Genomic DNA, 415 nt, shown 5'->3' with positions numbered 1-415 from the left:
CCACCGGCACCGCCGCCTTCACCTGGACCGTCAGCGGCGGCTCCGGCGGCTGCACCGGCCTGACCGCGTGGAGCGCGAGCACCTCGTATGTGCCGGGTGACGTGGTCTCCTACAGCGGCCACAAGTACACGTCCACCTGGTACTCGACCGGGGCCACCCCGGGCGCGCCGGGATCGTGGGCGGTGTGGACGGACAACGGCGCTTGCTGAGGCGGGGCTCGCCACGGTGAGTGGTTGAGCGCGGTTGTGCTTGACCGGCCAGGTCAGAGATCTTCTGACCTGGCCTTTTGCCATCGATATAGACAAGAGCTCTTGCACAATAGCCATTGCACAAGAGCTCTTGTACGATACGGGCATGGCAGATGACTCCCCGCGCAAGATCTCCGACCCGCGCAAGATCTCCGACACCCGAGTGC

Annotated in this window: 1 protein-coding gene; it reads left to right on the top strand. The window is 65.5% G+C overall.

All coding sequences use genetic code 11. The features are described 5' to 3' along the window. Window positions 1–209, top strand: a 209-nt coding sequence (locus GWK61_RS55370; RefSeq protein ID WP_323748219.1) for a carbohydrate-binding protein, incomplete at its 5' end; no start/stop codon positions are given. Window positions 210–415: the final 206 nt, after the last annotated feature.

It is taken from the genome of Catenulispora rubra (assembly GCF_015356825.1).
GTDB lineage: Bacteria > Actinomycetota > Actinomycetes > Streptomycetales > Catenulisporaceae > Catenulispora > Catenulispora rubra.
This window is presented reverse-complemented; position numbering and strand designations above follow the sequence as displayed.